This is a genomic window from Novosphingobium sp. B-7, from assembly GCF_000410615.1.
In the GTDB taxonomy this organism is placed as follows: domain Bacteria; phylum Pseudomonadota; class Alphaproteobacteria; order Sphingomonadales; family Sphingomonadaceae; genus Novosphingobium; species Novosphingobium capsulatum.
The window spans coordinates 1-10,785 of sequence record NZ_APCQ01000484.1 but is presented as its reverse complement, the minus strand read 5'-3'; the positions used below and the strand labels follow the sequence as shown (position 1 = coordinate 10,785).

The 10,785-nt window shown below is 66.9% G+C and carries 6 protein-coding genes and 1 pseudogene; 4 read left to right on the top strand and 3 right to left on the bottom strand.

From position 1 onward, the window contains the following. From H926_RS0105910 to H926_RS0105900, 3 genes and pseudogenes are all read right to left on the bottom strand, one after another. Positions 1-904: pseudogene (locus tag H926_RS0105910) on the bottom strand (alpha-mannosidase); the annotation flags it as partial. Between the two features lie 95 nt (positions 905-999). Continuing rightward, positions 1,000-3,801 (bottom strand): TonB-dependent receptor, encoded by a 2,802-nt coding sequence (locus tag H926_RS25880; RefSeq protein ID WP_022675488.1) that lies wholly within the window; start codon positions 3,799-3,801, stop codon positions 1,000-1,002. 156 nt (positions 3,802-3,957) lie between these two features. Next, positions 3,958-4,878, bottom strand: a complete 921-nt coding sequence (locus H926_RS0105900; protein WP_022675487.1) for a MurR/RpiR family transcriptional regulator — start codon at positions 4,876-4,878, stop codon at positions 3,958-3,960. Between the two features lie 168 nt (positions 4,879-5,046). Here H926_RS0105900 and H926_RS0105895 point away from each other — a divergent pair, with 168 nt between their 5' ends. The 4 genes from H926_RS0105895 to H926_RS25875 form a co-directional block, all read left to right on the top strand. Beyond that, positions 5,047-6,378, top strand: coding sequence for an APC family permease (locus tag H926_RS0105895; protein WP_202804673.1), 1,332 nt, complete (start codon positions 5,047-5,049; stop codon positions 6,376-6,378). Continuing rightward, positions 6,375-7,310: a carbohydrate kinase family protein gene (locus tag H926_RS0105890; protein WP_022675485.1), complete on the top strand. Its 936-nt coding sequence runs from the start codon at positions 6,375-6,377 to the stop codon at positions 7,308-7,310. The genes H926_RS0105895 and H926_RS0105890 overlap by 4 nt, the downstream gene beginning before the upstream one ends. Then, the gene (locus H926_RS0105885; protein ID WP_043608113.1) at positions 7,282-8,673 is read left to right on the top strand and encodes a beta-glucosidase; all 1,392 of its coding nucleotides are present in this window, start codon (positions 7,282-7,284) and stop codon (positions 8,671-8,673) included. Before H926_RS0105890 ends, H926_RS0105885 begins: the two co-directional genes overlap by 29 nt. A gap of 3 nt (positions 8,674-8,676) precedes the next feature. Next, positions 8,677-10,785 (top strand): glycoside hydrolase family 2 TIM barrel-domain containing protein (locus tag H926_RS25875; protein WP_022675483.1); only part of this gene is annotated, 2,109 nt, incomplete at its 3' end.

Sequence of the window (10,785 nt, the reverse complement as noted above, 5' to 3'; positions counted from 1 at the left end):
CATCGAGCGCGGCCAGCGCGCCTGCCACGTCCACGCCCGATAGCCCGACCTTGACCAGGACCGGCGCCTGCGCGGCATCGGGCAGCATCACGGCGGCTTTCAGGTTTGCCCCGGCCACCTGCGTGGCGCCCTCTGGCAGCGGCGCGTCGTTGCTGAAAAAGCGCACTTGCGCCGCCGGGCGCGACAGGCGCAGCGCGAAATGGATCTGCCGCCCATCGGCCCACTGGTGCACGCGGCGGCTGCCGGTGATAAGGTCGGGCGCGGCCAGGCGCAGGCTCGCCTCGGTCACCTTGGTCGGGCCCGATGGATCATCGGCAATGCTCGCCTCGTCCGGCTCGTCCCGCGCGCCGTGGGCCAGGTCGATCAGCAGGTGCCCCGCCTGGGCAAAGTGGTAGCGGTGCAGCCCCACCCGCGCTGTCGCGGTCAATTCCACGCCGATGCCGCTCTCGCGCAAGTGCACCGCGTAATAGCCCGGCTCGACCGTCTCGTCGGCATGGTCAAAGCGCTGGCGATAGCTGCCCTGCGGCTTGGCCCGCGTGCCGGGAGACAGCACCACCGGCCCGGTGCGCGGCACCACCAGCACGTCCATCAGGTCACCCACGCCCGTGCCGCTCAGGTGGTTGTGGGAAAAACCCAGCAGCGTCGTATCGTCATGGTGATAGCCCGAACACGCGTCCCACCGCGCATTGTCGGTATCCGGGCCCAGTTGGACCATGCCGAACGGCACCGTGGCCGCCGGCGTCACATGGCCATGGCCGCCCGTGCCGATCGTCGGATCGACCAGGGCCAGCGCCGCGTCGGGCGCGGCTTGCGAGAGCGCAGCGGCCTGTTGCGCAATCCCGCTGGCCAGCGTTCCGGCCAGGCCGGCCGATCCCTTGAGCATGTCGCGACGCGTGGGCTTCATCATCTTCTCCTGCTGCCAGGGCAGAAAAGGGGCCGGGCAGCCCCCTTCTGCCCGGCCCCTTCCCCGAAATACCGCCCGCAGGCGGGAAGGAATGATCAGAACTTCATCGTCGCCGTCACCAGCGAGGTGGTTCCCGAATTGACGATATCGGAAATCGCCAGGCTGTGCTGCCCGATGTGCGACCAATAGCTGGGCGTGTTGAACAGGTTGGCGATCGACAGGTCCAGCTTGAACATGCGGCTGAAGGTATAGCCGGCATGCACGTCCACGCGGCTCACCGGGCGCACCCACACGTCGTCCCACGTCGCATTCTTGCCCAGCGTGTCGTAGATCGAGACATAATCGCCGGCATAGCTGTAGTTCACGTCAAGCGAGACCGGGCCCTTTTCGAAGAAGACCTGGCCATTGGCCATGACTTCGGGCGCGTTCTGGATGCGGTCCATGCGCGTGCCATCGCCCAGCACGTCAACCCGCGTCCACTGCCGGGTAAAGTTCACCGCCACGCCCAGGCCGGAAAGCAGGCCGGGCAATGCCGAAAACTTCTGCCGCGCCTGCAGCTCGATGCCATAGACATGGCCCGATCCACCGTTCTGCGGCTGATAGGTTACCGTGCCGGTGGTGACGCCGGCATTGCTGCCGGTCACGATCCCGGCGCTGCTGCCGTTGTCATAGATATAGTGCGCCAGGTGCTTGTAGAACCCGGCCAGCATCACGTGGCCGCCGCCCGGAATGGTCCATTCGCCCGATGCATCGAGGTTGATCGCGCGGATCGCCTTGAGGTTGGGGTTGCCCTGGGTGATGGTGGTCACCCCGCCAGACACGTTGGTCGAAGCGCCGCCACCCAGCTGCAGGAACGGCGGACGGACATAGCTGGTCCAGGCCGAGGCGCGATAGACCGCCCCGCCATTGTCGCGATAGGTAAAGGCAATGCTGGGCAGCACCGCATCGAACTTGGCCTTGTTCGAACCGAACGCGCCGGTCGCGGTGGTACCATTGTCGGTCGGCGTCACCCAGAACACGTTCTTGATGTCGGTGTGCTCGTACCGCACGCCGGGCACGATCTCCAGGTTGCCATACTGCAGCTGGCCCATGACGTAGCCGGCCCAGACCGTCTCGTTGGCCTTTTGCGTGTTGCAGTTGTAGCTGTTGATCGGGTTCGATCCGCAGGTATCGATCGTCGCGTCGGTGGCGCCGCCCAGCTGGTTGAACAGCGAGAAGACCTTGCCCTGGTCGATCACCGGCACCTGCCAGGTATAGCGCTTGGGCCAGACCGCCGGATAGATCTGCTTGATCACGCCCAGATCGCCCAGCGTGGCGGCATTGCCATAGCCAGGCACGGTGTAATCGCGGTTGGTGATTTCGCGGTGGCTGGTTTCCACGCGGAAGCCGGCCTTCAGGAACGTGAGATGGCCGCCATCGAAATCGAGCTTGAGGTCGATCTTGCCGCCGCCCTTGCGCTGGAAGCTGGTCTGCGGGGTATATTCCGGCGGGCCGCCATTGGCGGGCATGCCGCTGATATTGTTGAGCTGGTTGCGCACGGTGGTGGGCAGCAGCGGCACGGGATAGCCATTGTCATAGCCGAACAGGGTGGAGCCGCCATAAGCCACCGGAGCATAGCGCCCGGCCACTTCGATGTGGTTGGGCCGCGCGTTGCTGCCCCAGCTGTAGAACAGGCTGGGCGACACGGTCAGCTTGCCGGCGTGCTTGTCCATGCCCAGCTGCACGGTGCCGAGCGTGGCGATCGCCGGGTTGGTTTCATACCAGAACCGCGCCTGAACCGCGCCGATCACCGGGGCATAGGTGCCGTTGCCCAATGCCGTGCCGTTCGACCCGTCCTGCTTGTTGACCCCCACGATCTGGGTCAACTGGCTGTTCTGGTCGGTCTTGGCGCGGGCATAGCTGGCGCGCAGATAGATCGAGGTATCTTCATCGGGACGCCAGTCGAACGTACCGTTGCCGCCAAAGCGTTCGGTATAGCCGCTCGACAGGCCGAAGTTGGCCGCTGTCTGGATCAGGTTGGCAGCCGGATCGAGGCCGGGCGCGCTGTTGCCGGCGGCATCCTGCACGGCAAAGTCATAGCCGTTGTCGCAGCAGCCCGATTCCTGCACGCCGCCCACCAGGCTGTTGGCAAAGTGGCGGATATCGTAAAAGCCGCTGACATAGACGCCGAACTGGTGATCCGCGCCGAACTTGCGCGAATAGTCCGCCCCCGCGTTCCAGCCCAGGCCATTCTGGCCATAGGCGCGCGCCCGGCTTTCCACGCGGCCGCCGATCGTGACCGACCCGCGCGAATCCGCTGCATAGTCGAACGCCGAAGGGGTGCGGAAATCGATCGTGCCGCCGATAGCATCGCCCAGCATGTCGGGCTGCGAGGTCTTGTTGACGATGATCGTCTGCAGGCCCGACGGGGGCAGCAGGCTGAGCTGGACGCCGCGGCTATAGGGATTGCCCTGCGCCACCGACACGCCGTTGATCAGGTTGATGTTGTATTCGGAATTGAGGCCACGCACCGAAACGAACATGCCCTCCCCGCGGGAGGCGCCGTCGACGCCGCCGGCAAAGGCCGAACCGGTGTTCATCACGTTGATGCCCGGCACCGTGCCCAGCGCTTCGGCCACGTTGTGCACGGCCGTGTGCTCAAGATCCTGGGCGGAAATGACATTGACCGTGTTGGCCGAACGCATCTGCAGCGTTGCAGCCTGGTAGCGGTTGCCCACCACCACGATGCCTGCGCCCAGCTGGGCCTCGCTCTCGGCCGGGGTGCCCGCCGTCGCACCGGCGGGTGCCGGCGCCGTGGCGGGAAGGGTTTGGGCGGTGGCCGGCGTTTGTGCCGCCAGGGCCAGCATCATGGTCGATCCGCTGAGCAGCAGACGCGACCGGCAGAGCATTCCGATCATTTCACAAACCCCCATATCCCTCTCGCCACGTTTCGGGCGTTGAGCGTATGGAATGGTATTGCCCGTCTTCTGTCAATATGATTTTTCTGTTTCTAATTTTTTTGATATAAAAATTTCAGAATTGCGACGGTCGCGCCACAGCAGGCCATCGCTTTGTCACGAGGCATCGCCGCCGCTGCCGGGTGCCCCTGCAGCCACGCTGCGCTGCTGGTCATAGGCCAGCCCCACCACCAGCGCCTGCGCCAGGCACAGCGATGAGGATAGCGAGCGAAAGCCGCGCACTTCGGATTCGCGCACCAGCAGGGTCTGCGCCGCGCGCTTGGCGATGGGGCTGAGCAGGCTGTCAGAAATCGCCAGGACTTTGGCGCCCGCCGCGCAGGCCACTTCCACCGCGGACACCGTTTCCGGGGCATAGGAGTGATAGCTGATCGCGATCAGCACGTCGTCCGGCCCGATCGCGCGCAACTGCTGCGCCGCCAGGCCGCCCACGCCATCGACCAGCATGGTCGGCTTGCCCGCCTGCGGCACGGCATAGGCCAGATAGGCCGCCACCGGAAAGGCGCGGCGCATGCCGACCACATGCACTACCCGCGCCGCCGCGATCAGCGCCACGGCATTGGCCAGCCCTTCGCGGCCCACCATCGCCCGCGTGTTCTGCAGGGCCATGATGTCGCCCTCGGCAAATTCGTCGATCAGCGCGCCGATGCCCCCGGCCGAAACCGAATCCTCCACCGCCGCGCCAAACTGGTGCACCCGCTCGCTATAGCCCAGCGCGCTGTTCTGCGCGATCAGGCTGTCGCGCAGCAGGCGCTGCATCGGCCCTGCCCCGGTAAAGCCCAGCGCCTTGGCAAAGCGCACGATCGCCGATGGCTGCGTGCCCGAACGCTCGGCCAGTTCGTTGAGCGTGAGCAGCGCCATGTCTTCGGGATGATCGAGGACATAGCGGCCGACCTGCTGCAACACCTTGGTCATGCCGTCGTAACGCGCCAGGATCATGTCACGCAGCGCATCGGCGCTGCCGGGCAGTCCATCGCCGTCTGCCGCAGCATCGGGGGCATTGTCTTGCGAGGCGGTCATCGCTGTCTCCACTGTCCTGGCCGGTATATGCCAGTGGATCGGCGATGCAACATTTCATCATGGAATAAAATTTTCATATTGACGTAATCATGGCATTTCCTGATTAATATGGCGATGAGCACGGCACCCATCACCGCTATCGGCACGCCGCCCGCAGGGCGCGCGCGCATGACGTTTGCCGGCGCGCTATCGGCCAACATGCTCAACATGATCGGCGTGGGCCCGTTCATCACCATTCCGCTGGCGCTGGCCGCCATGGGCGGGCCACAGGCCCTGCTGGGCTGGCTACTCGGCGCCGTATTGTGCCTGTGCGACGGCTTTGTCTGGGCCGAACTCGGCTCGGCCCTGCCCCGCTCAGGCGGGTCGTTCCATTACTTGCGCGAGGCGTTCGGCCCGCAGGGCCTGGGGCGCCTGTTCGGCTTTCTCTACCTTTGGCAGACGCTGCTGATCGGGCCGATGTCGATCGCTTCGGGCACGGTGGGCATGGCCCATTATCTCACCTGGCTTGAGCCGGGCCTGTCGCCCTGGACGCTGGCGGCGATCGCCGCCACGGTCTGCCTCGTCAACCTCGGGCTGTTGTGGCGCGATATCCGCGCGATCGGCGTGCTCTCGGTCGCCACCAGCGTGATCGTCATCGGCTCGTGCCTGTGGATCATCGCCTCGGGCGCGGTGCATTTCGATGCCGCGCGCGCCTTTTCCTTTCCGCCCCATGCCTTTGCCATCAACGGCGGGTTCTGGATGGGCCTGGGCGCGGCCACGCTGATCGGCGTCTATGATTACGGCGGCTACAACACGATCTGCATGCTCGGCGATGAAGTGGTCGAGCCGCGCCGCAACATCCCGCGCGCCGTGCTGCTGTCGATCCCGCTCGTCGCGCTGCTCTATATCGGCCTGAACCTGGCGATCCTGGGCGTGCTGCCCTGGCAGCAGGCGATGCATTCGCAGGCCGTGGTGGCCGATTTCATGGCCGCGATCTATGGCCCCACCGGTGGCCGCATCGTGACTGTGCTGATCCTCATCGCCAGTTGGGCCTCGGCACTGATGAACCTGCTCGGCGCCTCGCGCGTGCCCTTTGCCGCCGCGCGCGCCGGTGATTTCCTCGCCGTGTTCGCCCGCACCAATGCGCGTGGCGATGTACCGGCGGTTTCACTGCTGTTCATGGGCCTGGCCTCGGCCCTCGCCTGCCTGGTGTCGCTCGATACGCTGATCGCGGTGATGATCGTGGTGCAGACGATGTTCCAATATACCGCGCAATGCGTCGCCGTGGTCCTGCTGCGCCGCCAAAACCCGCAGGCCGCGCCCGGCCAGTTCCGCATGCCGCTCTATCCGCTGCCGGTGATCATCACCCTGGCGGGCTGGGCCTATATCGTCACCACCGCGCGCCCGCTGCATATCCTCGCCGGGGTGGCGATGATCGCCGTGGGCAGCGCGCTGTTCCTCGCCATGGCGCGCCGCACGCGCCAGTGGCCATTTTCCTCGCTAAAGGCTTCCCGCCCATGACCGTCCGCTTCGATGTCGCCGTGGTTGGCGAAATCTATGTCGATCATATCTTCAGCGGCTTTCCCGCCTGGCCCTTGCCCGGCGAGGAAGTGACCACCGATGCCTATACCCGCGAAATGGGTGGCGGCACCATCGCCACCGCCTGTGGCCTTGCCCGGCTTGGCCGCAAGGTGGGCGTGGTAGGCCTGATCGGCGCGGATGATCGCGCCTGGTTCGAACAGCGCCTGGCCGGCTATGGCGTGGCCTTCGATGGCATCCGCATCGGCGATGGCTTTACCGGCACGACAATCTCGATCTCCACGCCGCAGGACCGCTCGTTCTTCACCCACATCGGCGTCAATTCCGCCGTCGGCGCGCTGGCCATGGGCGATGGGCTGGCCACGCTCTGCGCCGCATCGCACGTCCACTTCGCCATGCCGGTGCCGCACACCGTGGCGCAGGTCGTGCTGCCGCTGCTCGCCGCGCGCGGGATCACTACCTCACTCGACATGGGCTATCAGCCCGAATGGCTGGCCAGCCCGGTCAACCGCCCGACGATCACCCAGGTCGATTACCTGATGCCCAACGAGAAAGAGGCCGAACTGCTGTTCGGCAGCACCGACGTTGGCACCTATTTCGATCACGCCGCGCGCATTGGCATCCGCAACCCGCTGCTCAAGCTGGGCGCGCGCGGTGCCGCCGCGCTCGACAATGGCGAGATCGTCCACGTGCGCCCGCCGGTGGTGCAGGCGGTCGATGCCACGGGCGCGGGCGATGCCTTCGATGCCGGTTTCATTGATGCGCTGCTCGATGCCGCGCCCTTGCGCCGCCGTCTCGAACGCGGCTGCATCACCGGCGCCCTTTCCACCCGCAAGCCGGGGGCGCTTGGCGGCATCCCCGATGCACAGGAGCTTTGGACTGTTCATGACCGCAACTATGCCCTCCACGACTGATCGCAAGCTGACCCTGATCGGCGGCGGCGGTGTCCGCACGCCGCTGGTTACGTTCGGCGTCAACGATGCCGCCCAGGCGCTCGGCGCGCGCGAACTGGTGCTGTGGGATCCCGATGCCGATCGCCTGGCGATCATGGCCGCGCTGGGCCGCGCCATCGTGCGCGCCGAAGGCGGCGACCTGATCGTGCGCGAGGCCACCAGCATCGAAGACGCGATCGAGGGCTCCTCGTTCGTGATGAACTCGATCCGCGTGGGCGGCATTGCCGGCCGCGCCGCCGATGAACGCACCGCGATCGAGCATGGCTTTCCCGGCCAGGAAACCACTGGCCCGGCGGGCGCCGCCATGGCGCTGCGCACCGTGCCGATCGCAATCGAGCAGGCCCGCCTGGTCCAGCGCCACGCGCCCGACGCGTGGATCGTCAATTTCACCAATCCGGCCGGCCTGATCACCCAGGCGATCGCCAACCACACCGATGCCAAGATCGTCGGCATCTGCGATACGCCCACCGAACTGTTCCACAACATCGCCCATGCGCTGGGCGCCACACTGGCCGACGTGGAATGCGATTATGTCGGCCTCAATCACCTGGGCTGGGTGCGCGGCATCCGCCTGCATGGCGAGGACGTGTTCGACCGCGTGCTGGCCGACGATGCCGTGCTCGACCAGCTCTATTCCGCCCCGGTGTTCGACAAGGCGATGATCCGCGCGCTGCGCCTGATCCCCACCGAATACCTGTTCTTCTATTACGAGCGCCGCCGCGCCCTGGCCAACCAGCAGCGCCACGGCTCCAGCCGTGGCACCGAAGTGGAAGCGCTCAACGTCACGCTGATCGAAACGCTGCGCGATCGCCTGGGCGCAGACGACGGGCCGGGCGCGATTGCCGCCTATGCCGCCTATCTCAACCGCCGCTCCGGCTCCTACATGAAGCTCGAGGCCGAAGGCGGCTCTGCCTTCGATCCCGAGGCGACGTTCCACATCGATCCGTTCCGCGTCGCCAGCGGTTATCACCGCATCGCGATCGACGTGATGAGCGCGCTCACTGGCGCCAAGCCCGCCACGATCGTGGTCAACACGCGCAACCACGGCGCCCTGCCCAACCTGCCGGCCGGCGATATCGTCGAAACCAGCAGCCGGATCGATGCCAACAGCATCACCCCGCTGCCTATCGACCCGCTGCCCGATGTGGCACTCGGCCTGGTTCACGGCATCAAGGCCTATGAACGCGCCGCGATCGATGCGGCGCTCACCGGCGAACGGCCCACCGCGCGCAAAGCGCTGCTGATCCACCCGGCGATCGGCGAATGGGACCCAACCGGCGCCCTGCTGCACGATCTGCTCGATCCCACCTGCCAGCACTGTTGAGTGATGCTGTCGGCAAGCCGGCGCACGATCCTGGCCAGCACGGCGGCAATGGCTGCCGCGCTGGCCCGATCCCCGATCGTTGCCCAGGCGCTTGCCGCCCCGGCGGCGGGGGCGCCTCCACAGCCTGACAGTCCCCGCCGCCGGTTATCGCTTGAGGCAGACTGGCGCTTTCACGCCGGCGACATTCCCTTTGCCCCGCTGCGCGATCACGAAGCCGCCTATGCCCATGCCAAGGCGGGCAATGCCACGGGCGGCGCGGCGGAGGATTGCGACGATGGCGATTGGGCCATGGTCACCCTGCCGCACGATTTCGCCCTGGGCCAGGCACCCGATCCGGCGGCCAATCCCGACCAGGCCTATCGCCCGCGCGGCATTGCCTGGTATCGGCGCGGCGTCCTGCTCGATCCCGCCTGGCGCGAGGGCTCGCTCGATCTGGTGTTCGATGGCATCGCCACCAACGCCACGGTGTGGATCAACGGCACGCTCGCCGCGCGCCATTTCGGCGGTTACACCCCGCTGGTCATAGACCTGTTGCCCTTCGCCCGCTTTGGTGAAGAACCCAACACCATCGCCGTGCAGGTTGACGCGCAAGACAGCGAAGGCTGGTGGTACGAAGGCGCGGGCCTCTATCGCCATGTGTGGATCGAACGCCGCGCGCCGGTGCACATCGTGCGCCACGGCCTGGTCACGCGGCCCCATCCGCTGGGCCACGGCGACGGCGCGGCGACGACCAGCGATTGGGCCGTTCCGCTCACGCTCGATCTGGCCAATTCCAGCGCGGCCGATGCCGCCGTTACCGTTGCCGCGCGCCTCACGGCGCCCGATGGCACCCCTGTCGCCACCGCGCAGGCCGCGCTCACTCTGCCCGCTCAGGGGCAGGCGCAGGCTGCGCTCACGCTGGCCGTGCCGCGCCCACGGCTTTGGTCACCAGCCGATCCCGCGCTCTATCGCCTGGAAACGCGCGTGCTGGCCGATGGCGTGCTGGCCGATCAGGAAAGCTGCGCGCTGGGCCTGCGCACCGTGCGGTTCGACGCGGATCGCGGCATGCTGCTCAACGGCGAGCCTTGCCCGATCAAGGGCGTCTGCGCGCATCAGGATCACGCCGGCGTCGGCGTTGCCGTGCCCGACAGCCTGTGGGACTATCGCCTGCGCCGCATTCGCGAGATGGGCGGCAATGCGCTGCGCACCGCGCACCATGCCCCCGCGCCCGAACTGCTCGAAGCGGCAGATCGTCTTGGCGTGATGATCCTGGCGGAAAACCGCACGCTGTCGGCCGCGCCCGATACGCTCGATGCCCTGGCCGCGCTGGTGCGCCTGGGCCGCAACCATGCCAGCGTCATTGCCTGGTCCCTGTGCAACGAGGAATCGATCCAGGCCAGCGGCATCGGCGTGGCCATGATCACGCGGATGAAAGCGCTGGTCCGCGCGCTCGATCCAACCCGCGCGGTCACCGCCGCGCTCAACGGCGCGATGGAGGCAGAGCCCAACATTGCCGACATGCTCGATGTGGTCGGCTTCAACTATGGGCGCGGCAGTATCGATGCCTATCACGCCGCCCATCCCACCCGCCCACTGCTCAGCAGCGAAGATACCTCTGCCCTGATGACGCGCGGCGCGGCGACGGGCGATGCCGCGCGGCACTTGATCGCCGATGATGACATGACCGCCGTCCCCTGGGGCCAGACCAACAGCGCCGCCTGGGCCTTCATCGCCCAGCGCCCGTGGCTGGCCGGCGGCTTCCTGTGGACCGGTTTCGACTATCGCGGCGAGGCAACCCCGTTTGGCTGGCCCAGCACGTCGAGCTTCTTTGGCGCGATGGACCTGTGCGGCTTTGCCAAAAGCGGGTTTCACATCCGCCGCGCGCTGTGGAGCGCCACGCCGGTCATCGCGATCTGGCCGCACTGGACCTTTCCGGGGCAAGAGGGCCGCGCCGTGCCGATCCTGGTCGCCAGCAATGCTGATCTCGTGTCGCTGCACCTTGATGGCCGCGAACTGGCCCGCGCGCCGGTGCATGATGGCGTCGCGCGCTTCTCCCCGGTCTATGCCCCTGGCCATCTCGTCGCCCAGGGCTGGCGCGACGGGCGCGTGGTCGCCAGCGCCACCTGCGTCACC

Bases quoted from the DNA above. Each gene is read 5' to 3' on its own strand.
- H926_RS0105885 (WP_043608113.1), top strand. From the start codon at position 7,282: ATGACCGCAACTATGCCCTCCACGACTGATCGCAAGCTGACCCTGATC.
- H926_RS0105890 (WP_022675485.1), top strand. From the start codon at position 6,375: ATGACCGTCCGCTTCGATGTCGCCGTGGTTGGCGAAATCTATGTCGAT.
- H926_RS0105895 (WP_202804673.1), top strand. From the start codon at position 5,047: ATGACGTTTGCCGGCGCGCTATCGGCCAACATGCTCAACATGATCGGC.
- H926_RS25880 (WP_022675488.1), bottom strand. From the start codon at position 3,801: ATGATCGGAATGCTCTGCCGGTCGCGTCTGCTGCTCAGCGGATCGACC.
- H926_RS0105900 (WP_022675487.1), bottom strand. From the start codon at position 4,878: ATGACCGCCTCGCAAGACAATGCCCCCGATGCTGCGGCAGACGGCGAT.